Annotated in this window: 20 protein-coding genes, 1 tRNA gene and 1 pseudogene; 4 read left to right on the top strand and 18 right to left on the bottom strand. The window is 37.7% G+C overall.

The window, feature by feature from the left end; genetic code table 11:
* Nucleotides 1–62: 62 nt before the first annotated feature.
* Nucleotides 63–1592 carry a recombinase family protein gene (locus tag MM214_RS02700; RefSeq protein ID WP_241291723.1) on the top strand — a complete coding sequence of 510 codons (1530 nt, stop codon included), beginning with the start codon at nt 63–65 and terminating at the stop codon, nt 1590–1592.
* A gap of 215 nt (nt 1593–1807) precedes the next feature.
* Here the strand turns inward: MM214_RS02700 and MM214_RS02695 are convergent, their stop codons facing one another.
* The 6 genes from MM214_RS02695 to MM214_RS02670 all read right to left on the bottom strand — a co-directional run bounded on the left by MM214_RS02695 (nt 1808) and on the right by MM214_RS02670 (nt 9677).
* Nucleotides 1808–4549: a CHAT domain-containing protein gene (locus MM214_RS02695; RefSeq protein ID WP_241291720.1), complete on the bottom strand. Its 2742-nt coding sequence runs from the start codon at nt 4547–4549 to the stop codon at nt 1808–1810.
* Between the two features lie 177 nt (nt 4550–4726).
* Complete coding sequence (locus tag MM214_RS02690; RefSeq protein WP_241291718.1) at nt 4727–5152, bottom strand: lipocalin-like domain-containing protein; 426 nt, start codon at nt 5150–5152, stop codon at nt 4727–4729.
* A 191-nt stretch (nt 5153–5343) separates the two neighbouring features.
* Nucleotides 5344–6744: an OmpA family protein gene (locus tag MM214_RS02685; protein ID WP_241291715.1), complete on the bottom strand. Its 1401-nt coding sequence runs from the start codon at nt 6742–6744 to the stop codon at nt 5344–5346.
* A gap of 211 nt (nt 6745–6955) precedes the next feature.
* Complete coding sequence (locus MM214_RS02680; protein ID WP_241291712.1) at nt 6956–8326, bottom strand: carboxylesterase family protein; 1371 nt, start codon at nt 8324–8326, stop codon at nt 6956–6958.
* A 221-nt stretch (nt 8327–8547) separates the two neighbouring features.
* A complete protein-coding gene (locus tag MM214_RS02675) occupies nt 8548–8697 on the bottom strand; it encodes a hypothetical protein (RefSeq protein WP_241291709.1) in 150 nt (49 codons plus the stop codon).
* Nucleotides 8698–9203: 506 nt separating this feature from the next.
* Nucleotides 9204–9677, bottom strand: a complete 474-nt coding sequence (locus MM214_RS02670) for a hypothetical protein (RefSeq protein ID WP_241291707.1) — start codon at nt 9675–9677, stop codon at nt 9204–9206.
* A gap of 314 nt (nt 9678–9991) precedes the next feature.
* On the opposite strand from MM214_RS02670, the pseudogene MM214_RS02665 reads away from it, so the two are divergent.
* Both MM214_RS02665 and MM214_RS02660 read left to right on the top strand, forming a co-directional pair.
* Nucleotides 9992–10279 (top strand): annotated as a pseudogene (locus MM214_RS02665) (IS1595 family transposase); the annotation flags it as partial.
* Between the two features lie 581 nt (nt 10280–10860).
* A complete protein-coding gene (locus MM214_RS02660; protein WP_241291704.1) occupies nt 10861–11019 on the top strand; it encodes a hypothetical protein in 159 nt (52 codons plus the stop codon).
* A 62-nt stretch (nt 11020–11081) separates the two neighbouring features.
* Here MM214_RS02660 and MM214_RS02655 read toward each other — a convergent pair whose 3' ends face one another.
* From MM214_RS02655 to MM214_RS02610, 10 genes are all read right to left on the bottom strand, one after another.
* A complete protein-coding gene (locus MM214_RS02655; RefSeq protein WP_241291702.1) occupies nt 11082–12437 on the bottom strand; it encodes an RNA-binding domain-containing protein in 1356 nt (451 codons plus the stop codon).
* 112 nt (nt 12438–12549) lie between these two features.
* On the bottom strand, nt 12550–13776 hold the full coding sequence (locus tag MM214_RS02650; protein ID WP_241291699.1) for a site-specific integrase: 1227 nt from the start codon (nt 13774–13776) through the stop codon (nt 12550–12552).
* 360 nt (nt 13777–14136) lie between these two features.
* Nucleotides 14137–14226 (bottom strand) — tRNA-Ser (locus MM214_RS02645).
* A gap of 159 nt (nt 14227–14385) precedes the next feature.
* Nucleotides 14386–15465 (bottom strand): asparaginase, encoded by a 1080-nt coding sequence (locus tag MM214_RS02640; protein WP_241291697.1) that lies wholly within the window; start codon nt 15463–15465, stop codon nt 14386–14388.
* Entirely contained in the window at nt 15462–16238 is a 777-nt protein-coding gene (locus tag MM214_RS02635; protein WP_241292017.1) for a TatD family hydrolase, read from the bottom strand. The genes MM214_RS02640 and MM214_RS02635 overlap by 4 nt, the downstream gene beginning before the upstream one ends.
* Nucleotides 16239–16306: 68 nt before the next feature.
* A complete protein-coding gene (locus MM214_RS02630; RefSeq protein ID WP_241291694.1) occupies nt 16307–17455 on the bottom strand; it encodes a glycosyltransferase in 1149 nt (382 codons plus the stop codon).
* Entirely contained in the window at nt 17452–18078 is a 627-nt protein-coding gene (locus MM214_RS02625; RefSeq protein WP_241291691.1) for a polysaccharide deacetylase family protein, read from the bottom strand. Before MM214_RS02625 ends, MM214_RS02630 begins: the two co-directional genes overlap by 4 nt.
* Before the next feature lie 3 nt (nt 18079–18081).
* Nucleotides 18082–19293 (bottom strand): GAF domain-containing SpoIIE family protein phosphatase, encoded by a 1212-nt coding sequence (locus tag MM214_RS02620; RefSeq protein WP_241292015.1) that lies wholly within the window; start codon nt 19291–19293, stop codon nt 18082–18084.
* A 12-nt stretch (nt 19294–19305) separates the two neighbouring features.
* Entirely contained in the window at nt 19306–19557 is a 252-nt protein-coding gene (locus tag MM214_RS02615; protein WP_241291689.1) for a hypothetical protein, read from the bottom strand.
* Between the two features lie 75 nt (nt 19558–19632).
* The gene (locus MM214_RS02610; protein ID WP_241291687.1) at nt 19633–20745 is read right to left on the bottom strand and encodes a glycosyltransferase; all 1113 of its coding nucleotides are present in this window, start codon (nt 20743–20745) and stop codon (nt 19633–19635) included.
* 21 nt (nt 20746–20766) lie between these two features.
* On the opposite strand from MM214_RS02610, the gene ruvC reads away from it, so the two are divergent.
* Nucleotides 20767–21345, top strand: coding sequence for a crossover junction endodeoxyribonuclease RuvC (gene ruvC / locus MM214_RS02605; protein WP_241291685.1), 579 nt, complete (start codon nt 20767–20769; stop codon nt 21343–21345).
* Nucleotides 21346–21350: 5 nt separating this feature from the next.
* Here the strand turns inward: ruvC and MM214_RS02600 are convergent, their stop codons facing one another.
* Both MM214_RS02600 and MM214_RS02595 read right to left on the bottom strand, forming a co-directional pair.
* The gene (locus tag MM214_RS02600; protein ID WP_241291683.1) at nt 21351–22286 is read right to left on the bottom strand and encodes a metallophosphoesterase; all 936 of its coding nucleotides are present in this window, start codon (nt 22284–22286) and stop codon (nt 21351–21353) included.
* Nucleotides 22287–22288: 2 nt separating this feature from the next.
* On the bottom strand, nt 22289–23857 hold the full coding sequence (locus MM214_RS02595; RefSeq protein ID WP_241291681.1) for a RagB/SusD family nutrient uptake outer membrane protein: 1569 nt from the start codon (nt 23855–23857) through the stop codon (nt 22289–22291).
* Nucleotide 23858: the final 1 nt, after the last annotated feature.

Below are 23858 nucleotides of genomic sequence, written 5' to 3'. Positions count from 1 at the left end.
GGCAGAGTTCATTTTGAATTTTATCAGTATTTTAGCTGAAGTAACATTTAATCTAGATACTTATGAAAACAGCGATTCTATACATTCGAGTGAGTACAGACGAACAAGCGGACAAGGGGTACTCCCTCCAACATCAGGAGGAGTCACTTAGAAAGTACTGTCTGCACAATGATATCGAAGTTCGGAAAGTTGTTCAAGAAGATTACTCAGCTAAAACTTTTAGACGTCCTGCATGGACAGAAATGTTGGACGACATAAAAAAGCGTAAAATGAGCGCCAAATTAGTCCTTTTCACAAAGTGGGATAGGTTTAGTAGGAATGCTGGGGATGCTTATCAAATGATTAGTATTTTAAGAAAACTTGGGGTGGAACCTCAAGGAATAGAGCAACCACTGGATTTATCTGTCCCAGAAAATAAAATGATGCTGGCTTTCTATTTGGCTGCTCCTGAAGTCGAGAATGACCGCAGAGCCCTCAATGTTTTTCATGGTATGCGAAGAGCCAGAAAGGATGGTAGATGGCTTTGGAAAGCACCTTATGGTTATCGTAACCGAACTACTCCTGAAGGCAGACCTACAATAGTTGTCCATGAAGAAGAAGCCGCTCACCTTAATTGGATTTACACAACCATTGCAGAAGGTAATTACTCTTGTGAGCAAATTATAAAAAAAGCTAGGGAAAATGGTTCCAAGCTCACGAAAAATAACTTCTGGTGGCTTATCAGGAATCCATTCTACTATGGAAAAATCTTTGTGCCCCCTTACAAAGATGAACAAGGTGAGTTTGTAAAAGGCCAACACCAACCAATCATAACTGAAACTTTGTTTAATGAGGCTCAGTTGGTACTTGATGGCAACAAGCGCAACAGAAAAACACAAATAGTTACCAGTGAGCAAATTCCTCTTAGGGGGGTTCTTGACTGTCCAAAATGTTCTAGGTCTTTAACCGCAAGTGCATCTAAAGGCAGAAAGCAATACTACCATTACTATCATTGTACTTCCAAATGTGGGATACGGTTCAAAGCTGATGAAGTAAATGATTCCTTTGTGAAACATCTTGCTAACTTCAAGCCCAAACCTGAATTTATTGGTGTGATCAAAACTATTTTTTCCCAACTTTTTGATAAGGAAAAAAAACTCAGAAATAAAGGTAAAACACAAATTGTTGATCTTATAGATCAGGAAAACGATAAAATGGCTAAGGCTAGAAAATTGCTATTAAACGATTCCATAACCCCTGAAGATTATAAGGAAATGAAACGAGATTGTGAAGCTGAAATAACCAGTCTAGAAATCGAGTTGGCTAAGGTTGCACCACCACTTGACCTGCAACCTATTAAGTTTTTGGATAGTGTTCTGAAAATGGCTTCAAACATTGATAATCTGTACGTTACAGCTAATGTGGAGTTGAAAAGGCGTATAGTTGGTTCGATCTATCCCAAAAATTGGTGTTTTGACGGAACACAACATCGAACCACTTTAGCCAATGAAGCACTTCGAAGTTTCTACCTGATTAACAACATGTTAGAGTCTAAAAAAATAAGTCCAAAGTCGAAAATTTCGACTTTGGACAGTGTGGTGGTCCAGTCTTGACTATTTCCGAATTAAAAACTTGTCCCTACATTTCGCAATTAACCAATGAATTGATATCATAAGTAAAAAGGTGTAATAGCAAAAAACAAAAAAATGGGTAATAAATCTTAGCCTAAGCAGTTAAGCGCTTAAAGCATCCATCAATCGAAATTAAGCAGGTAGAAATTATGGTTAGTGAATTTATGATTGAATTCACGTCATTCAAAACATCCTTGTTATGAATTGGCTACATTTTTTGATCTAAAAATATATCTTCTAAATATCCAAAATATAAATACCGTCAAAAGAGCCAGAGCAAAAACATAATACATTGAAAATTTTGATTTTACAGGTGTCAAATCCCCACTTAGAACAAATCCTGCCCAATAGTAGGGTAAATCCTTTTTCCCCGTATTTTCTCTTAAATATTCAATCTGTGCCGCTTGAATTGCTAAATCCTTGTCCATTCCAGTATCTAAATATTTATAGAATTTTGAAATTAATTCTGCACTAGCATAATCATCAACCTTCCAAAGTGTATAAACAAGACTTCTAGCTCCTGAATTTTCAAAAAGTTTGGCCAAACTAGAAACGCCTTCTCCAAGTTCAAAGCGGCCATAGCCTGTTTGACAGGCACTCAAAATCAGCATGTCCACATTCAAATCAATTTCTGGAATTTCATACCCAAAGAGGCTATGTTCATTTTCCATTTCTGAACCAGAAAATATAATTTTTGAAAATAAGACATTAGACTCAGCAAAAGCATGGGTGGCTAAGTGTATCAATCGACTTTTTTTGCACTCTTTTAAAAAATTTAGTTTGGTTGCATTATTTCCTTCAAATAAGCTCAGATTGAAAAAGTTTGATATTCCAGCAATTTCCTGCTTTGTTCCTTTGAGACTTCCATAAAGGTTACGTTGTATGTCCTGTTCAAAGCTTTCAAAATAAGGAGCAAATGCTAGTATTTCATTTGAAGCAGGCGTAATATTCCATTTAGCTTGATTAATTTTTGTGCTATTATTTAATGAAACCGCATGATTTTCAATCAAATATTTACCATTTCTATCCAACAATGCTGCAAATGGTACTAACCCTATATTACCATAAGGAAAAATCACAATTCTCTTAATATCCTGATTTATGTAATCTTGTAATAAAATTTCATAAAGCCTTCTAGACTGAGACTCCCAATCCTTGTGTGAATAATTTTGAAAAGCATTGAGCGCATCTATAAAAGTCTTTTCCAAATTTGGCTCATCGATTGAGTTCCAAGTCCACTTTTGATCTCTTCCAGTTCTTACAAAGACATGAAGGTGCTTATCAGAATAAAAATAATGCAACTCCTGCTGATCATGCTTTGGCTTTTGACTTTCAAAATAGTTGACAAATTGATTTGATTTTGACCAATCATATGGGATGGATTGCTGCTCATAAAAACTATTTTTGAGACCTTCTAACTCATTGAATACTATAATCAATGAATCTAAAACCCCTTTATCATTTGTTTCTTCATATTTTCTCTCTAATTCCCCCAGCTTTCGTTTAAGCTGTTTTTCTTGACTAAATAATCTTTGATCTTGGCTGTTCGTCCACAATGAAGAGTTTATTCTTTGTTCATTGAATCTTTGGTTTTTGGCGAAATTTATAACATAAATAGCTTCTTTCAATGCATCGGTATTGCTTGGGTTTTGAAGGTGAATTTTACGGAGGTTTTCTACGTAGCAATCTATAGCTAACCTAGTTGGCTGTTTTAGGTTTGATTCAAGCCCCACGCCATTTATTTTACTCAATTGGCTAGAAAGACTTATTGCCTTTCTGTTAAAATCCAGGAAATCATATTCCGATTTACCCTTATATTGAAGCTCTTTGTTGGCAAGAGAATTTGCCTTGAGAGCATAAATTGCAACTATTTCCTCTCCAGCACCACTAAAATACAATTGAATCGGATCCAAATCAAAATCAACTTTGGAAAGTAGGTCATCCCCTTTCTTATTCTCTCCAATAACTTGGTAAAAATGGATAATAGGAGAAAGGTATTTCAATTTAGACGATTCTGAAACTTTTAAATCATTTAGTTTTCTAAGACTTATATCAAAATTAACCCTTGCGGAATCATAATTCCCTCTTTGAAAAAATAGTTTTGCCAAGTTTTGCCTTGCTTCAATATTCATTTGCAAATTGACACGATCTTTGTATTTCTCAATTTCGATTACACGCTCTTGCATATACTTTTGAGCCAAATTATAATCTCCTAACATTAAATAATATTCGCCGATTGTATTATTCAATGCCGCTTGCATGGGAGAATTCGCATAATAGGGGTCACTTTTCAAACCTTCGAACGTAGTCAATGCTGAATCTAGGTATATCTTTGCAATGTCTAAATTTCCCGCCATGATATCATTGTTTGCAACATTTTTGTAAAGTATTACTTTGGTAAACTCATAATCGGAGCTTTCAGCATAAACACCATCCTCAAAGGCCAAGTGCAGCAATTTTATAGAATTTAAAAAACTGATTTTTGCACGTCGATAATCTCCATATTTTAAATAATTTAGGCCTTTACCATTTTCATGCCTTTGTTTGGTTGAATTTTGAAGTTTTACTGGCACTTTAGATATCAGTGCTTCTGCTTTCTGCATAACTACCTCCGAGTATCCGATATCCCCTTCTTGAGATAATATACCCGAATAAATATCATAAATTTTAAACTTATTATGATCGTCAATGATTTTTCCCTCATCTGACATCTTCATCAAAGAGTCGTATAAAATACGTGAACCTTTAAAATTCCCAAGATAAAGCTCAAAACTAGCCAAGGCTTGCATGAAATTTACCCAACTATCCTCCCAATTATTCCTGAATGAAATCTCAACTAATTTTTCAATATAAATCTTAGTAGTTTTTTGATCCCCCTTTTCATAATACTCCATTCCTTCATTAAAGTACTGAATAAAGAGGAGTGTGTCTTTTGACATCTCTTGAGATTGTAGCGGATTTATATTAAAAATAAATAAGCAAAAACTTGCTACAATTGAGTTTAGGAGTAATTTAGATTTCATATATAAAGCAATAAAACCAAAAGAAAATTTAGTGAAAAATACAAATTAAAATTTTAACACATTCAAATTGACAAAATTAAATTAAAGATAAACCTACTTTACCCTTTCCAAAATCAAATGGCTGAAAGGATCTTCTGACCTTAATATGATCATGTCGTTGGATATCCGCTCTATTGTCCCCTCACCAAAATCATTGATGATTTTAATTCCATTAATAGAATAAGTAAGCACAAAAGGTGTACTTGTCACTGGTGCACAATACGGTTGATCATTGGTGTCATAATATGTCCCAACTGGTGTTACGATGTACTCCATAGCAGTCGTAAACTCTATTATGGATTGTCTCTCACATTCATCCTGAGTCATCTCTGAACCATTTCTATCAAATTCCTGTATGGTGTACCACTTTCCTATTACCAATGTAGCAAAATTGACTTCTGGTTCATCCTTCTTTTCACAGGCTGTAGAAAGTATCATGAAAGCCAAAAAGGTTAAATTTATTATGAGCAAATTCTTCATGATTTATTAGATTTCGTTTTCTTTAGGATTGTTGATAATATATATATCCGTTTTTATATAAGAAGAAGTATTTCATTCATATAATAGATTTCTTCGGGATTAGTATCAATTAATATCTGGACCCTAAAAACCCCAAATATGAATTGGTTACTGGTATCCTTGCGGATATATATTGATGATATCTATTTGACTCAATTGAGAATAAATTCAACTCTTCTGTTTTTAGCTTTACCCGTAGGAGTATTGTTTTCAGCCACAGGAGAAGATTCTCCTTTTCCAATTGAATTGATTTCATTCTGGACACCAAATTCATTTTGCAAAGCTTCTTTTACAGCCATAGCCCTTTGTTCAGAGAGTCTCTGATTCAATTCCTCTGCCCCATCGCTATCAGTATGCCCAATGATTTGGACAGTTTTATTCGCTTGAGCCTTCAATGCTTGTGCTATTTCTTTCAATATTCCGTAAGATTCTGGATTAATATCAGGTGAGCCCGAAGCAAAAGTGATGGCAGAAGTAGTATAAGAACCACTTTCTAAAAGTTTACTTCTGGTATCTGGCTGCCCTACGGCATATCTGATGTTGCTTAAATAGTAATTGTCATTGTCCGTATGATTATAGACAAAAAATCTTGCACTTGTGAGTTTGACATCTTTCTGAAAAGCCGCAGTCAGGTCAAGGACTTTTTCTTCATTAGCAAAGACCTGAACCCTTCTTCCCATTCTAGAAATTGAAATATGAATTGGTTCATTAATGCCTTCTTCATTTATCAAATGCTTAGCAAGAAATTTATTCTGGAAATTAAGCCCCTTCTCCGTGTGTACCACTTTTCGCCCTGTGATAAATGGTCCTCCATTGGAACTGGTCCCTAAAAACTCGATTCCTAAATAATTATTGGAAAGCTTTTGAAGGTTGAAATACTCTCCATCACCATCCCAACCCAGGTTTGCTTCTGGGTTTTCAATGTCGCTGAGCACTAGCGTCAATGTCCTGCTATGACTATAAGTTCCAAATTCAAAATCATACATTAAATCAAATTCTAAGGTGAAATTCTCAGGAAAGTCTTTTAAATATTCAGGTATGAAATTGCCCTTTGTTTTGTTAAACCAGACCCAGTGCCCTTCCACTTCATCAAAGCTTACAACTTCAGCTGAACCTGTGGTAATCCAAGAACCAGGTAAGTCTCCTTCCTTATCTTGTAGAAAGTCATCAAAAGCAATAATTTCCTCTCCTTGAACAAACGAAAAATTGGAGTATCTGCTCAAGGATTTCTTCTCCTGAGTTTCAAATTCACCTGAATCTTGATTTGATTCAAAATCTTGATCTTGACTAACTTCCCAGCTTCCATAATCACTACCATCTTGCTTTTCAACTGGTGCTTGCTTCTCCTTTTTAGGCTTTTTTTTGAATAAAGATTTCACTCCATTGATCATCTCATCAGCTACTTCCTCTATAGACTGATCGACTGTTCTTTCGGCTTTGTTGGTAGAACTTTCTTTAGCTCTTTCCTTTACTCTTTCCTTAATTTGCGCATATGAATTGGCACTTATTCCTATCAAAGAAATAAGAAAAATAAATCTAAGTATAACCTTCATGTTGTTAGTTTTTGGTGAAAATTGAAATACCATTCTTTACACCTTAGTATAAAAATCTTCCTGATGGTAAACATTATTTAAAAAAATATTTATTTACAAAATATGGGTTTTTGTGGGATTGAAAAATAATATAAAAAAAGGATTTAAATCAATTATAGGGAAGGATTGGGCAAAAAACTCGTTGAACCTTTTGATTATACTTTGTCAATACTTAAACCTCCTTATACTTAAGGACTCCCTCTATTCTTCCTTTAGAATCAATCTTACCTGTCCTGGCAAATTGAGCCCAAAGGGCACAGACCCTTTTCGAACTATCTGAAATCTCCTCTTCCGACATTCCTTCTACCAACTTGGCACCTTTCCATAACGAACTGTCACCAAATAAAAGTGGTAAATCAATCGCATGTGTAGCACCAAAACCATTAGTTTTAGAACCCCAATATATCTCATATAGATAAACATTGTTTTCATCTACGGAGCAGTTTCTAGCAAACGCCTTGGCCTCCTTTTTATAAACTTTATTTGTTGTAATACCTACCAAAATGGATTTAAGCCCCCCTCCCACGACTGGTAAATTTGAAATTTTCCTAAACTTAGGTATCTGGGGAACAAAGAATGTCGTTTCTTCTTTGGTGTATCCGATTAGGATGTTTACTTCTCTTGCCCTTTTTTGCCAAATTCCCCTTAGCTCAGATTCTTCGGGAAAAGGATCCTCACCATATTGGTTACCCAAAGGCATCCCTGCTTGAAGGCCATAGTTCTTAGCAGCTGCCAAGACCTCTTCTTGTTTGTTAAGGATAGTGTCGATCGGGGCATGCAACGGTATTTCTTTGGCTACCTTTATCATATCCTGAATCATAGCCTCTCTATTAAATATCAATCCCAAAGGCGCACTTTGTATGATTACGTTTTGGAATAAACCTCTTGATTCTTCAATTAGCATCATTTGAGCGATGGCTTCACCACCAGCAGATTGTCCGAACAGCGTAATTTTATTGGAATCGCCTCCAAAGGAATCAATATTCTTATTGACCCACTTGATGGCTTCCAAAATATCCAAGTAGCCTAGGTTGGCAGGAATATCATTGTATCCTCCTAAAAAGCCCAGTAACCCTAAACGGTAAGTAACATTTACTACGATGACATTTTGATCTTTCACCAACTGGGTAGGATCAAAAATAATTGCATCGCCAGCTCCGGAGACATAACTCCCACCATGAATCCATATCATAACGGGAAGGCTATCCAATTCATTGTTTGGCCTGGTGATGGAAAGGTTCAAACAGTCTTCAGATTGCTCCATTAATTCTAAGGCTTCAACGCCAAACATGGTAGAAAACAAAGGTCTTTCTTTCTGAGGACATGCGGGAGAAACCTGCTTTGAATTGATGGATGAATCATAACCTTGAACAGGCTTTGGCTTTTCATAGCGCTTTGCCTGAGCATAAGGGATATTGGTCACTTTGATAACGTCTTTTTCCTGGAATGTTTTTATTTGTCCCATAGGTGTTTGAATTGTATGCAGTGCATAAGAATAAATACTCACACAAAATATAAATGCCAGAGATAGAATTTCCTTCATTGTTTAGGTTATTACTTCAAGCTACCTAACGAATAGCAAATTGAAATCGTTGGTATTTACTAGCTTAATTTTTTACCAATAGCAGTGAAAATAACATCCAATTACTGCACAGCAGTTTAAAAAACTTGACTTTAATCTTTCCTTACAATAGTTTATGATTTTCTAAATCAAACAATTACTGTAATCTTGTCTCATCCATTGAATTGAACAATTTGACTAAATTAATAGGATAAAGTATGTAACATTTCTACAATGATACCAGCAAATAAGAAATCAAAACCAAATAAACTGGCATAAATATGCCTTTGATCTCCCTTTAGATTTCGGGCTTTTTTGAGATAAAAGAGCATACTGAATGTTTTTTCTATCATTTTTGCTCAATTTTAGGATTAAACTTAATATAAAGTGAGTTCTTCGGCAAGAGATACGATCACAGAACATATTGTAAACCATTAATTTACAAGCGTTCTGGTGAGTCATTTTCATCAATAAAAAAGACTCACCGATTAGCTTTTCTTAAGATTAAAATATTTGTAAAATTTGACTAAAAGAAGCCTTAAAACGCAAAAACTCACATCTTTTGAATGTGAGTTTTTGCTATTGAATTTGTAAAATATTGGTTAAAACCCTGTTTAAGCCTGTTTAGGGCATTTTTGAGTTTTTTTTTTGGTGAGAACTTTCCAAAATAAATATTTATAATTAATTGATTTTGAAAGATTTAAACACCCATTTTACAGAAAAGGAGGTGTGGTCTTCCCCCACCCCATATTTTTGGGATTTAAATTTTCGGTATGACTTGGATCAAATCTTTGACTTCTTTGATCATGTAAATAGATCAAGAAGGAGAAAGTAAGGGGATGGATTTGATATTATACTGTTACTTATTATATACTAAGGTCGATTTCATTTCACCATCGCGTCCTTGTGAGGTTGACTCAATGGTTAAGGTGCTTTTATCGGCACTTAATTTCCATTTTTCCGACGATTTCATTTCCCTCGTTTGGCCATTCATCTCGAAGTTCATCATTGAGTTAATTTCAAGAATTTCACCATCGGCTGACCAAGTTGCGGTTGATTTTCTTGTTCTATCTTGAAACACAACGTTTTCACTTACTTTTCCATCTAAATTAATTTTTTCATTGGTAATCCTTTCTTCACCATTACGGCCAGTTGATACCCTTTCGGCATTAAGTGTTAGGTTGTCTTGCTTAACTGTAATCTTACTTGCTGGACTAAAAAAGCCAGATTCAGGCCTTGTACTTTTACTTTCATTAAAAGTCCAAATTCCCGAAAAGTCTGATTTCTGGGCAAATACATTAGTTGAGCCAATCATTAAGAAACCAATGATCAATACAGCAATTAAGCTTAAGCTTTTGTAACTAAAACTTATTTTTTTTTTAACATCTTAAATTAAATTTAGAATTAAAATTAGTTCTCTAAAACCCACAATAGGATTTATTTAAATTAGACTGACTTTTTTCATTAAGGTTTAATTTATTGACAGCACTATCGAATAATTTTTTTTAATAATAATTAATATGACTATCCGTGATTTTATACGGAGTCAAATATTCCATGAAAGCTAGTGTCAACAAGTTTCTCAAAAGGATAAAATGATGTTACTTGAAGAAAATTTAAAATCATCAACATCATTGACTATATAACATAACTCATTTCCCCAATGAAGAGAGTTGTGAGAAATATCTGAAAGCATACAGGGAAAAGGAAGGAGTTTACTGCAAAACCTGTAGCAGTTTCACCAGACAATATTGGTTTAGTGGAAAGAAATTCTTCGAGAGCTGAAGGAGGACTTCTGTAAAAGCAGTAACAATAATGGAATCCAGTAATCTTCCATTGCTCACTAGGTTCACGGCTATTCTGTTGACGTCTGCGACTAAGAAGGGATTTCCTTGTCTAGAATTCCAAAGGCAGCTAGGCTTAAGCCTGTTTGAAAAAATACAACTAACAATTTGCCCACTAGCCTAAAGCCTTTGCAAAAACCCCCTGATTGATGCACTCATCTATTAGGGATTTTGGCTAGTGGCTTCCGTGTGCAAGTGGCGTACATCCGCAGGGTGAAGGGTTTGCTATGAGGAGGTCAAAAAAGTAACAAAGGCCGAAAGCTTTCGAGGCAAGACGGAGATATCTTATCTGCCCGCATCCTACCGCTGGCCTCCCACATGGGAGGAAAACCCAGATCACCGACGTCCAGCCCTTATTATACAGATAGAAATAAATCAAATGAAATTGAGTAAAAATACCCTGATCGGGGTGTTCTTTTTGTTTGAGAAGAAATTAGTAGGTTTGGAAACAGGAAAATATCGGCAATATTGCTGATCTCGCTCTAGAATGAAATGATATCAACTATTGTGTAAAGTAAACGTCGGCAACAAGCTTTAAAAGCTAATTTATGGCTATGCATTCAAAAGGATGAATCAATTCAATTATCCCATCTGGCAATCTGCATGACCCATATTGGAGAATTCCTCAAAAATCAGGGAAGGAGCCGTTTTAGAATCACCCGAAAAATGCTCATGAAAAACTCACAGGTCAAATCTCTGAGCCCTTACCACAGATGCATGAAAGATTTGGTGAAGAAAAACATCATCACCTACAGCCCTTCCTACCACCCAAAGCTAGGAAGTGAGATTGGTTTTTTGCAAATCACCGAAAACTCTATTTTAGAAAGCTGAGAACTTTTTAAATCCCAGAATACACTAACTGCGAAAACAAATACCCCCCCATCTTTTGGCTTCTATTTCTTCTTTATAATCCTCCATTCACCACCTTTTGTAGGTCCATGGCGTTCGATGGTATTTTCAATTTTTAGTCTATTTAAGTGATACTCCACACCTCTCCTCGTTAAACCAGTCAAAAATTGAAGTTCTTTTCCAGTAGTCTTGGGATTTTTTTCAATCGCTTTTAAAATTATCACCACAGTTTCTTCCACAGTTTCTTCCACAGTTTCTTCCACAGTCCTCATGAAGGTTACTGTAAAGATCCCATCAGTTATAAACTCTGGCTCAGGGAGAGAAGCTGCAACCATGGAATCCTTCATCCTATTAATCCCTGACCCAACTTGTTCTACTAGGCGGACGCGAACAAACAACCCGAAAAGCAAAGGGTTTCTACTGTGGCTTTTTGTACCAAATTCAATTGGAGATATCGCACTTGACAAGCCTCCAGGATTACTCACAACAACCCTATCTTCAAAAACCTCAATCATAATCCCCCCCCCTTTGTCATAATAGTCTCTATGTACCAAAGCGTTAATTATCGATTCCTTAAAAACAATCTCTGGAATTTCCCAATGTTCCTTCCGAGGCCCTCCTCCTTTAATTTCGTAGCGTACGTTCAATTTCCCTTTAAGCCAACGCATTGCCAACTGGTATTGCTTAACCAACGATCCTCCAAAAAATTTATCGTCAACAATATTCGTCTTTGTCTTGCCTTCAAAAGCTACGCATCTTACTATGGCTGTATCGAAGAATTTTTCTGGATTCTTACCAAAAAACAAAACACCACCATTCTTCATCGCTCCATTTGGCAATAAAATCCTTAGGTTATTTAAAATCTGACCTTGTGGTATGCTTTTAGAAAGATTTGCATCTATCCTAAATTCCTCCAGCCACTCTAGATCAATATCCACTCGCTTGTTAAAATCTGCACAAGGAGCTTCATCAAAGTATATCCGACCTGATTGCTGAAAAAAGTCTCGCATTTTTTCAACATTTGTCAATTTTTGTGAATTGGCTCCCTGCCTTACATAAATTGACCCCGAAAGGGCATAAGGCTTTTGCTCCCCCGAATTAACTTCAATTACCCAAATATCTTTCCCTTCTACTTCAACCTTATAAATCTCAGTAGTTAGATTAGGGTTGATTTCATTAAGTGAATTCTGAATTGCGGATCTTTTAGTGTTATTAATTGTAGCTCCAACAATTTTGTTATCATCATCTATACCAATAAGAATTACACCTCCTGCTGCATTGGCGAACGCACAAATCTCCTCAGACAATTCCTTGAGTTTGTTTGGAAGACGAACTTTAAATTCTGCATTAAAACCTTCACCACTTTGGACAATACTTAATATACTTTCTTTGTTAAGCAAAACATTCTGAATTTTATGGTTTTTAAAAATATGACAAGATCCTTTATCAATCTTATCATATATATCAACTATCAACTTTTTATAAGCATTTCTAATCAAATACAAAGTAATATCAATCTGACTTACTTTTAAGCCTACCCCTCAATTGCATCATGTCCTCACTGATCTTGTTGTCGAGGATCTTGGCGTAATGTTGTGTCTGCTTGAGAGAACTATGTCCAAGCATCTTCGAGACGGTCTCCATAGGAACCCCATTCCCCAGCGTCACAGTCGTTGCAAAAGTATGTCTAGCGATATGGAAGGTCAATTCCTTTTCTATCCCACAGACATCCGCAATCTCCTTTAGGTAGGCATTCATCTTTTGGTTGCTCAATACTGGCATTACAGTTCCTTCAGCAGCACATTTTGGATGATCCTCGTACTTGTTGATGATGTCCATTGCGGTGGGCAACAATGGAACCCTAACTGATGAATCTGTCTTTTGCCTTTTTGTTACTATCCACTTCTCTTTGTCGATACCTATCACTATCTGATTTCTCTTGAGATTCTTTACATCGATATAGGCAAGCCCAGTATAGCAACAGAAAAGAAAAACATCTCTTACCTGCCCAAGTCTTTCTATCCTAAAATCCTTATCTGCAAGCCGAGTCAATTCCTCTGAGGAAAGATAATCCCTAACAACTTCTCTCTTGGTCATCTTGAATCCAAAAAAAGGATCTTTTGAAAGCCAACCTTTCTTGACACAGTTCAAAACGATCTTCTTAAAATTGGCAAGATATTTCACAGTGGTGTTATGGGAGCAGCCTCTGACTGTCTTCAGCCAAAAAGAATAATCATGGATGAAATCATAATCAAGCTTCTTGATGGCAATATCGTCTGTCTTGTATTTCCACTGGATAAAAGACCTTGTATGATCTAATGATGTCTTATACCTAGTCAATGTCCCCAAAGCAAAATCTATCCCTACCAACGCTTCAAGCTGTTGGTTATGTTCTGCAAATATCTCTAAGACCATTCTGTTGTCTGGGGTATTTCCACGCAATACATTCTTAATACTTTCAGCCGTTATCTCAAGGTCATTCTCCATCAGGTATTTCCTAGCTTGGTAAACCTTCAATGAAAATGCTTCAAGGTAGGCATTGACTTGCTTTGACTTTTCGGATTTTCCAATTGCTCTATTTGCCAAAGAACTCCATTTGTCACTATCGCATGAAAGTTTGGTAGAGATTTCTACACGTACGCAATCAACCGTAATTCTGGCATAAATATGCCTTTGATCTCCCTTTAGATTTCGGGCCTTTTTGAGATAAAAGAGAATACTGAATGTTTTTTCAATCATTTTTGCTCAATTTTAGGATTAAACTTAATAAAAAGTGAGTTCTTCGGCAAGAGATACAATCACAGAACATGTTGTAAATCAATAATTTACAAGCGTTCTGGTGAGTCATTTTGATCAATAAAAAAGACTCACCGAATAGCGATTCTCAAGATTAAAATATTTGCAAAATTTGACTAAAATAAGCCTTAAAACGCAAAAAACTCACATTTTTTGAATGCGAGTTTTTGCTATTAAATTTGTAAAATATTGGTTAAAAACCCTATTTTTAGCCTGTTTAGGGCGTTTTTGAGTTTTTCTGGTGAGTACACTTCAAAATCAATATTTATAACTTGTTGATTTTGAAAGATTTAAACACCATTCTGGCAGAGAGGAAGGGATTCGAACCCTCGATACCCTCACGGGTATACACGCTTTCCAGGCGTGCTCCTTCAACCACTCGGACACCTCTCTAGTTCAATGGGAGTGCAAAGAAAATTATAAATTCTTGCCCAAACAAGCTTTAAACACTTTTTCTAGCTCATCAAATCCTTTTCCTCTAATCAAATAAACTAGACTCAAGACTGCAAAACACATAAACTTCTTACATCTAGATACTTATCACAATCACCTTTAAGACTGCGCAGTCAGTGACATCTCTCCTGCTATGGGCGTGATCAGCTTTCTTCTGATATCGTGGTCACTTGGCTCATTGGCTAGCAAAAACATCAACTTGGTCACTGCTGCTTCGGTAGTAATATCCCCACCACTTAGTACACCTATACGTTTCAAATCCTTACTCGTCTCGTACCTTCCTTGAATAACCCGACCGCCATTACACTGAGACACGTTTAGGATAATCAAACCCTGCTTTACTGCCCGCTCCAAAGAGGCGATAAACCATGGTTCACTTGGACTATTTCCTGATCCGTAAGTTTCTAAAACCACACCTTTGAGCCCATCGGTGGCAAAGCAGCTATCCATAAGCTTCTCCGTAATGCCAGGAAACAACTTCAAAATCATCACCCTATTATCTAGCCTATTGAAATATTTCAACTTCCTTCCTTCTTCAAAAGGCTTGATAGCTGCATAATTATAATCTATCACAATGCCTGACTCTGCCAATGGTGGATAGTTTTCAGATTCAAAGGCATCGAAATGTACACTCTGTACTTTCTTAGACCTATTGCCTCTGAGTAGCATATGATTGAAAAAAATACAAACTTCTGGAACTATAGGCTTTCCATTGGCTTTGGCAGTAGCAATTTCCAGAGAAGTCATCAAATTCTCCCTTGCATCTGATCGCATCGCTGAAATTGGAAGCTGAGCACCAGTAAAGATCACAGGCTTGCTGAGTCCTTTGAGCATGTAGCTGAGCATAGATGCCGAGTAGGCCATCGTATCAGTACCATGGAGTACCACAAAGCCATCATAGCTATCATAATTTTCATAAATGATATAAGCCATATCTGCCCAATGCTGCATATTCACATTGGAAGAGTCTATAGGTTCGGGAAACGAGATCACTGTGATGGCAGCATTCATGCTGGTAAGTGTTGGAATCTTATCCAATATCTGACCAAAGTTGAATGGAACAAGGGAACCACTGTCGTCGTAGGCCATACCTAAAGTACCACCAGTGTATATTATAAGTACTGAAGATGTTATTTCACTTTTTGCTGCTGTATTGAGTCTTACGATTTTGTAATTCATGGCTGAAAACTATGAAAGATATTTTGGGTGTTATACTGGGTTATTTTTGCTACTTCTTCTAATGTTGTCTCACAAAGATCTGCCACACGCTGGCCGATCACTGGAATAAATTCGGGGGAATTTCTTTTTCCTCTATACGGCACAGGTGCCAAATAGGGCCCATCTGTCTCTAAGACCAAGTGTTCCAAACCTATCTTTGGCAATACTTGATCCAATCCTCCATGCTTATAAGTAGACACTCCTCCTATCCCTAGCAAGAAGCCAAGATCTATAATCTGCTGAGCTTGCTCTACTGATCCTGTGAAACAGTGAAAGATGCCTTTTAAGTTCTCGTCCTTGGCCTTTTGAATGATGGCAATGGTTTCATCCATTGATTCCCTACAGTGCAAGATCAATGGCCATTGCTTTTGCTTTGCCCATTGAATTTGGATCTCCAAAGCCTCTTTCTGTTGTTCAAAAAAAGTCTTGTCCCAATACAAGTCCAATCCTGTCTCTCCTATTCCTGCAAACTCACGCTTTGAAATCCAAGTCTCCATCACATACAGATCCTTTTCAAAGTCTTTCTTCACATCACATGGATGCAAGCCCATCATGGGAAGGCATTGTGTAGGATGTTTTGCTTCTACTTCTAGCATAGCATCTATGGTATCCACATCTACATTGGGCATGTAGATCTTGGAAACTCCAGCTTCAAATGTCCTCCGAATGACATCTTCTCTATCTGAATCATATTTATCGGAATAGATGTGCGCATGTGTATCGGAAAATGTAATGGAATCCATGATGTAAGTTAATAATTAAATGCAAACCTTCACTCTCCTGAAACTTACAGGCTAAGTGATCAATACTTTCTACCCTTCCAAGTAGTATTCGAAGGCCAAAAATAACAAACTATCGTCGCCCATGCCGTAAAAAGATAATATATTTCAAAGAAGATTAGGTTGATCAAACTTATATTCTGCCCAAGCTTCTTTTGGATAAGGATTATAAAAAAGGACTGCAAGCACCATTTGGTAAGCCAAAAGAGCCAACCTAGAAACACATAATTGATCAGTAAAAGTACAACCAAAGGCAAGAAAAGTGCTTGTAAAGCCAGCAAAACCTTTAGCTTGAGCGGCAACCTCATCGCTCCATACATCCACCTCTTTCGCTGCATCAATAAGCCAGACATATTGGATTCTGGCTGTGTGGTAACCATATTTTCTTGACTTACCAAATGTACGGCTTCAAAACCTTTCCTATGTATAGCCTTGGCTATTTGAAAATCTTCTGTCATAGAAAAACCAACCTCCCCAAATCCCCCAACTTGCATATATGCCTCTTTAGAAATGAGCATGTTATTGCCCATGGTAGTCACCTGCTGACCAGTATCTGAGAGCACCTTGACCATTCCAAGTGTGAACAACCAATCTAAATTCTGCATCTTTGCCATCAATCCTGCCCCTCCTACTTGAGTAATCCCTGTCACAAGGCCACGGGATTTTCGATATTTGAAACTTTTCCTGACTTTATCATCTCCATCAACCTCAGCTGCATTGACCATACTCTTGACCCAAGTACTAGGCACTATGCAGTCAGCATCTGTGAAAATCAAGTATTTTCCAGTCGCACAAGGTATCATTTGAGCAAGTGCATTTGCCTTACCATTGACGGTTTCATTAGGAATAAATGCATCTATGGCGATCACTTTGACATGATTCCTACCTTCTGCCCATTGCTTGAGGATGACACCTGTATCATCCTCGCTGTGGTCATCAGCAAGGATAATCTCCAGTTTTTCTGCTGGATAATCTATTTTTTCAAATGCCAACAGACAAGCTTGCATAACCCTAGATTCATTGCGAGCCACCATGAGTAGGGTAACTTTAGGCCACTCTTCTCTAATTTTGGCTGGATATCCTCGGAAATTTGTACTCCATAAGATGACAAGAAAAAGCATCTGGGTCAAGAGTAACATTACTCCAATGATTTCTATAGCCACCAGTGTCATAGCGTATCGGTTTGGTACTTGTTATTTTTGATAAAATACAAATAAGGCTCTAGTACTTGCTCAAGCACGGGAAAGGCCTTGGGCTGATCATGAAATACAATCACCGAGCCATTTCTAGTATATTGCTGTGTTTTTTCAAGGCAAGTTCTGCTAGATTGATTTTGATCAAAGTCTCCAGATAATACATCCCACATGATCAGTTCCCACTCTGATTTTATAAGCTCATACTGACTTTTCTTCAATCTCCCATAAGGTGGTCTAAAACAGCGTGCCTCTACTCCTAATTTTTCAGATACAATATCATGGCATTTCCGAATATCTTCAAGATAAATTTCATCCTTGGTTTTGAAACCATTGAGATGGTGAAAGGTGTGATTTCCTACAGCATGGCCTTCATTTATCACACGCTTCGCCAGCTGAGGATACTTGCGTACATTGTCCCCAACCATAAAAAATGTTGCCTTCATATCAAATGACTGAAGTAGGTCTAGTACATAGTCCGTCACTCCTGGCACTGGACCATCATCAAAAGTCAAATAGATTTTATTGATATCCCTTGACTTGTTCCAAGTAAAACCCTTGAAAAGCCTAGGAATAATACTTGGCACATGGTGTATGACCATAGTTTATTGAAATCTTAAGCTAAGCAATGTGATATCATCTGACTTATCGTTTCCATTTGAAAAAGCATCAAGCTCTTTGAAAAAATCCTCATGAAAAACATCTGGATCTTCACACAATTTGGTTTTGATGTACTTCTCAAATCGCTCATCTCCATATTCTTCACCCTCCAAATTGAAGCTCTCGGTCAAGCCGTCAGTGTAGAGGTGGATATTGAATCCTTTGAGGTGCTCTCTTTTACCAACTTCCAAAAATGGTAATTCTTCGAAAGCCCCAAGTATAGTCGTACCTGCATGCAGCAATTCACTCCTCATTTCCCCTTCCCAACACAAGACAGGTGAATTATGCCCAGCATTGACATAGCTTAATGATCTTTCTTTATAGTTGTAGTGACCTAAGAAAAAGGTAATGAATCGCTCCCCTTTGGTATTGTCGAAAATGGTAAAATTCAATTGCTCCACGATCATTTTGAGGTCAGAGGTACTTCTTAGCAATGTCCGGAGAGCTGCTTGGAAATTGGACATAAGCAAAGCAGCAGGCATCCCCTTTCCAGAGACATCTGCTATACAGAAAAAAACCTCCTCTTCAGACTTCCAGATCAGGTCATAGTAATCTCCTCCTACGGTAGAATGAGGAATGTATGTCACCTTGGCTTTCAATTTCCCATCTTGAGGAAGCACAGCTGGAAAAAGCATCTTTTGTACATTTGATGCAATTTCAACTTCTTTTTTAAGTCTCTCTTGTTCAAGTTGACGCTTGGCAAACCTTTTGTTCTCTAATGCCACTACCAGAATATTTGCAAGTGCTTGGGTGAAATCCAAATCCAATTCAGCATCGTCATCTTTCCTTTTGAGAAAAAGCACAGCAAGCATCTTATCTTTATGATACACTGGCAAATAAGTCGCTAGTTCATCAAAGGAATAACCCTCATCAACCACAATATTGAGTGAACCTTGAGATTTATCGTCTTGAATCTTATCCAATGGTATCAGCTCTGGGACCTTGGATTTGATCCCGTGGATGATACTTAAGTTATAGCCTTCTTGGCTGATCACATACAGCACAATAGAGCGGATATTGAGGTGAACTAGACAAGTAAACTTGAAAATATTTAGCAATACGGATGAAGGTTTATTTTCATTGATTGCCTGTGTGATTTCAAGCAAAGCCTTTAGCTCCAACTCTTTTCTTTGATATTTTACTATTTCTGTCGTCAACACGGATTTATATTATATGGTATTGTGATCCATGAGTCCTTTTTTGGTAGCGAGGTAGTAATAATTCACTCCTTGATTTGGCAAGTCTACACTATTAAAGACTTCTTCATCTGGACTCTTAAGACATTTGATATAGCCTTGATCATGCAAGGACTGCAAGGTAGACAAAAGAACATCATCCTCCCAATTCAATGCTTCTTTCAAGTAGCTGTAGTGTTGTACAAAATACAACTCATCTAACAAATCAAATTCTTTGGTAGTCATTGGCTTTAATTTAAAGTAAAATTATGGTTTTTTGATGGACTACACAGGTTTTTTAGAATATTTAAGAGTATATACTCAAAAACTTACCCTTCCTTTCCATTTATACCTCCCCCTAATACTTTTGATTCCGACTATCATCACATAAAAAGGGTGTATCAGACTCGTCAAAAGCCTATACTTCCAAGATAGCCGAATGTCATAATAACTACAAACATTCCCAAGCATCTTACCTTCCAAAACAACCTTTAAAATCCAAAGAAATACCCATGAAAACAAACCATAGAACCCGTATAAAAATGGCAGTATGACCGTTGCCATCCAGTAAAGTTGAAATGTAAATGGAAGCAAGGAAAATAGGCCATGAATAAAATCATGTCCTCGCCACTTCGAAGCCCAGCGCACACGCTGCGCCAGCATGGAATCCCAATCCTCATGTGAATGTGTGACTACCAAAGATGAATTTGATCTCTGATATACTATGGATTGACTTCCGAACCTTTTAGCTATTTTTTTGAGCAAAAACTCATCATCGCCACTCATTAAGCTCCTATTTCCTTCATAGCCTAAAACTTCCAAAAACGCACTTTTTCTATAAGCCAAATTGGCTCCACTGCACATCAAAGGACTTTTCATTTGAATAGCTGTGTAGGACACCAAAATAATACTAGACCAATCCAATTGCTGAAAAGCATCAAAATAGCCAGCTTTCGGCTTATTCATCACAGGACCAGCAACTAGCATCACTTTTGGATCAATGAACCCGATCAGCATACTTTTGATCCAGGAAGAAGGAACTTCGCAATCTGCATCAGTGGTAAATATCAAATCACCTGTAGCCATCTTTACGCCTTTTTCCAAGGCTGCTTTTTTTCCCTCAACATCAGCACTCAGAAGTATATGCTGATAAGTTGATTTCCCCTCCTTGATCATATCAGCAAGCATTACCATAGAGCCGTCATCACTATGATCATCGATCCAGATTACCTCCATTGGCTTGATTGTCAACCGCTCTATGGAGTCAAAAAGCAGTCGTAAATTATCCATTTCATTTCGAAAAGGAATCAGCAAAGAAACATGACTATCAATGACTTGCATTCTATCCACTTGTTTGCTTTTGCCCCAAACAAGACGAAGCATGACCATAAATGAGCCATAAACAATCCCAAGAAAAAGGAATAATGTTAACATGAATTAAAGTAAATTGCGGCGATGAGTAAAGAAGAGAAAAAAGCGTCAAAGGAAAAAATAATATTAGGAATAGATCCTGGCACCAATGTCATGGGCTATGGATTGATTATGGTGGTAGGAAATAAGTACAGCCTGATTCAGTTTGGAGTGATCCATCTCAAAAAATACTCAACTCATGAGCTAAAGCTCAAAAAAATCTTCGAAAGGGTCACAGGCATCATTGATGAATTCCATCCAGATTCAGTCGCACTTGAAGCCCCTTTCTATGGTGAAAATATCCAATCCATGCTCAAGCTAGGTAGGGCTCAGGGTGTAGCTATGGCGGCAGCACTGGCTAGAGAAATCCCCATCACAGAATATGCTCCCAAGAAAGTGAAACAATCTGTAACAGGAAATGGAAATGCTTCCAAAGAACAAGTAGCCGAAATGCTCAAGACACTGCTGGGCATCAAAGAATTGCCAAAGCTTCTGGATGCTACAGATGCTTTGGCAGTGGCAATATGTCATCATTTCCATGAAGGAAGAATTCAAAGCCGTGGTAGAAATGCGGGATGGAAATCATTCTTAGAAGAAAATCCAGACCGAGTAAAAGGCAATTAACCTAATCACTTTTCTATCTCACCTTGGTAAATCGTTCGCCCTTGCTTATTGATAATATCGAACTGTATCTTTTTCGCATCCAATGCGAACAAGATAAAGCCTGCTTCAGATGCCGTAAACTTGGTATATGGTAACTCCTTGCTCGGAGTCACTTCTGATGCTGAGCCTGATATGATCTGACGAATTCCATCTTTTTCTAAATATTGTAAACTATGGTCATGACCACTGATGTATAGGTCAACACCCAACTCCTTGAAATATGCTTCGAGGGATTTTCTGATTGCAATGGTATCATATCCTTCTACCCTTCCACCAGTATACATGGGATGATGGCCCACTACGATCTTCCAAGCTATTTCCTCATCCTTGCTCGTGAGCATCTCCTTCATCCAATTTTTTTGAGCTAGGGTATCTGTTTTGGCCACATTTGGCCCATAGGTGGGGTTATCATAAAACTGTGGAATAAGGCTATTGGTATCTATAAATAGGAAAATAGCTTTCTTTTCCGAACCTCTCACACCGATAGTTTTTGCAAAATATCGCGCTGGCATGTTCCATCTACGCGAGAGCTTGCTGTACTCGACCTGAGCATCAGGATCACCTAAATAATCATGGTTGCCCAAGATAGCATACCAATCGATCTGAAGGTGGTAACTCTTATAGATATCTTCAAAAGAGTACTTCCACAAAGGATCATGCACACTTCTTACCCCATTTGGATAGAAATTATCCCCAGTAGAAATAATAAACCCGGGCTTGTATTTGATCACTTGGTGAAGAAGCTGGTCTGCCACCTCTAGCTGATGATCGTCACCATTTCTCCCCCAATCTCCTATCACGATAAATTTCCCAGCTTTATCTGAAGGATCAATGGTCTGGGACTGAACTTCCAGTCCCAAAACCATGAATGTCAAAATGAATATGGAATGAATAATCCTCATACCTACCTATATCCTGGATTCTGAACCAACTTTGGATTTGTAGCCAATTCCCCTTGAGGAATAGGATAGAATCTTCTATAAGTTTCTTGATTTGTTTTGACAGGTAATCCTGTGGCTGCATCTCTTCCCCATGCTGATTCGAAGGCCCCAAACCTGATCAAATCATTTCTTCTCCATGTCTCTCCCGCCATTTCTCTTCCACGCTCCTCAAGCAGAGTCGCCAAGTCTATAGAGGAAAAAGGCGAAGCCTTTCTTACTGATCTTACTTGATTCACCAATTCCAATGCACTTTGTCCAAGTGGGTCAGCAGCTCCTCTCAAGATAGCTTCTGCTTTCAACAAGACGAAATCTGCATACCTAAACAGTATAAAATCATTTCTTGAATCTCGACTTGATGTCCAAGTTCCATCTGGTGTATATTTCACATTTCTCGCACCTTGAGCTATCTGTTGTGGTGATCTACCTCTGTCAAAAGTCTCTACATTTACAAATGCTATCTCTGGATTATGATTGACATGATAAGTTCCATCCATCATGGGTCTTCCATCATTATAGAACTGAGGACCTGCAAGCCATATCTCATTTCTAACATCATTAGGATCTTCTTCAAACAAGTAGTAGAAATCCGCCCAAGTATGCTGACAATTACCCACACTAATCGTAGTAGGCAAGCCGTAATTTACCCTTGAAAGTGGGTGAAGTGGGAATCTACCCAATCTCATCCCATTCGCCCCAAAATTCTGGTCAAATGGGATAGCAAAGATAATCTCTCTAATCTGTGGGCCGTTATCTACATCAAACATCCCCATAAAATCTGCCTCAAGTTCAAATGGTCTATTTCCGCCATTTGCAGTTGTATTCATGATCAAATTGATAGATTGAACGGCTTCCTGATATCTTGGAGTCCCTGCGTAAATTTCTGCATTCATGTGCAATTTGGCCAAGAGTGCATGTGCCATCCAGAAAGATGGCTTCCCATACGTTACCGTACCGATCTCTTTGGATAAGAAAGGTAAGGCTTCATTGATCTCATTGACAAGAAAAGCATATACCTCTGCACTGCTGCTATTGGAAGGGAGTTCTAAGTTGCCATATGCAGGACTGATGGGAACATTACCAAAAAGGTCTAGTGCAAAGAAGTAATACAGAGCGCGCATCGTGCGGATCTCAGCCAATGTCCGTTCTTTGGTTTCGCTTTCAGGTGCCGGCTGTAAGGCTGCAAGTATCTCTCCACACAAGCTCACTCCTCTGTAAGCCCATGTCCAGGTCGTAGCAATATGCGGATGCGTCTCATCCCAAGTATGAAGATTGAGCTGAATGTATCGACCTCCATCATAATAATCAGCCCCCCTAGCAGTCAATACTGCTTCATCGGTTGACAATTCTTGCAAATAGTAGTAGTCTAGTGCAATGTTATTTCTCATCTGAACATACACCGGTCCTGTCACAGAAGCAAATTCAGCTTCTGTTTTAGGAAAAACATCAGAGGTGTAGCTGGATTCGATTGGTACATCCAAATCTGTACATGAGAGCGCAGCTAAAGATAGGATTGTATAGAATAGTTTTTTCATG

The sequence above is a fragment of the Belliella kenyensis genome (genome assembly GCF_022549675.1).
Classification (GTDB): Bacteria; Bacteroidota; Bacteroidia; order Cytophagales; family Cyclobacteriaceae; genus Belliella; species Belliella kenyensis.
The sequence above is the reverse complement of the archived record's forward strand: the minus strand, read 5'-3'. Positions and strand labels throughout refer to the sequence as shown.

Bases quoted from the DNA above. Each gene is read 5' to 3' on its own strand.
- MM214_RS02700 (WP_241291723.1), top strand. From the start codon at position 63: ATGAAAACAGCGATTCTATACATTCGAGTGAGTACAGACGAACAAGCG.
- MM214_RS02695 (WP_241291720.1), bottom strand. From the start codon at position 4,549: ATGTCAAAAGACACACTCCTCTTTATTCAGTACTTTAATGAAGGAATG.
- MM214_RS02690 (WP_241291718.1), bottom strand. From the start codon at position 5,152: ATGAAGAATTTGCTCATAATAAATTTAACCTTTTTGGCTTTCATGATA.
- MM214_RS02685 (WP_241291715.1), bottom strand. From the start codon at position 6,744: ATGAAGGTTATACTTAGATTTATTTTTCTTATTTCTTTGATAGGAATA.
- MM214_RS02680 (WP_241291712.1), bottom strand. From the start codon at position 8,326: ATGAAGGAAATTCTATCTCTGGCATTTATATTTTGTGTGAGTATTTAT.
- MM214_RS02675 (WP_241291709.1), bottom strand. From the start codon at position 8,697: ATGATAGAAAAAACATTCAGTATGCTCTTTTATCTCAAAAAAGCCCGA.
- MM214_RS02660 (WP_241291704.1), top strand. From the start codon at position 10,861: ATGAAAAACTCACAGGTCAAATCTCTGAGCCCTTACCACAGATGCATG.
- MM214_RS02650 (WP_241291699.1), bottom strand. From the start codon at position 13,776: ATGATTGAAAAAACATTCAGTATTCTCTTTTATCTCAAAAAGGCCCGA.
- MM214_RS02640 (WP_241291697.1), bottom strand. From the start codon at position 15,465: ATGAATTACAAAATCGTAAGACTCAATACAGCAGCAAAAAGTGAAATA.
- MM214_RS02630 (WP_241291694.1), bottom strand. From the start codon at position 17,455: ATGACACTGGTGGCTATAGAAATCATTGGAGTAATGTTACTCTTGACC.
- MM214_RS02625 (WP_241291691.1), bottom strand. From the start codon at position 18,078: ATGGTCATACACCATGTGCCAAGTATTATTCCTAGGCTTTTCAAGGGT.
- MM214_RS02615 (WP_241291689.1), bottom strand. From the start codon at position 19,557: ATGACTACCAAAGAATTTGATTTGTTAGATGAGTTGTATTTTGTACAA.
- MM214_RS02610 (WP_241291687.1), bottom strand. From the start codon at position 20,745: ATGTTAACATTATTCCTTTTTCTTGGGATTGTTTATGGCTCATTTATG.
- ruvC (WP_241291685.1), top strand. From the start codon at position 20,767: ATGAGTAAAGAAGAGAAAAAAGCGTCAAAGGAAAAAATAATATTAGGA.
- MM214_RS02600 (WP_241291683.1), bottom strand. From the start codon at position 22,286: ATGAGGATTATTCATTCCATATTCATTTTGACATTCATGGTTTTGGGA.
- MM214_RS02595 (WP_241291681.1), bottom strand. From the start codon at position 23,857: ATGAAAAAACTATTCTATACAATCCTATCTTTAGCTGCGCTCTCATGT.